A 354-nucleotide genomic window follows, 5' to 3' on the forward strand; every position below is an offset into this window, starting at 1 on the left:
ACCCGAGTGCCGGGTTTCTGGTCGGCCTGAAAGCGTTCACAGCGGCAGTGCTGGGCGGTATAGGATGGATCCCTGGCGCGGTGCTCGGCGGTCTGGTATTGGGCGTCGCCGAGGCGTTCGGTGCCGACATTTTCGGTGATCAGTACAAGGACGTCGTGGCCTTCGGCCTGCTGGTTCTGGTGCTGCTGTTCCGACCGACCGGCATCCTGGGTCGTCCGGAGGTTGAGAAAGTATGAGCAAGTCTTTCAAACAGGCGCTGTTCAGCGCCGCACTGGTCTGGGCCGTGGCCTACCCGGTGTTCGGCCTGAAACTGGCCTTTTCCGGCGTCACCCTTCAAGTGCAGAACGCCAGCCC

At 62.7% G+C, this 354-nt stretch carries 2 protein-coding genes; both read left to right on the forward strand.

The features are described from left to right. The coding region (locus ALO43_RS18625) for an ABC transporter permease subunit (RefSeq protein ID WP_412778923.1) at window positions 1–236 on the forward strand (236 nt) is incomplete at its 5' end. Beyond that, window positions 233–354, forward strand: a 122-nt coding sequence (locus tag ALO43_RS29205) for a DUF3382 domain-containing protein (protein ID WP_157062333.1), incomplete at its 3' end; no start/stop codon positions are given. The genes ALO43_RS18625 and ALO43_RS29205, both read left to right, overlap by 4 nt.

The organism is Pseudomonas tremae, assembly GCF_001401155.1.
In the GTDB taxonomy this organism is placed as follows: Bacteria; Pseudomonadota; Gammaproteobacteria; order Pseudomonadales; family Pseudomonadaceae; genus Aquipseudomonas; species Aquipseudomonas tremae.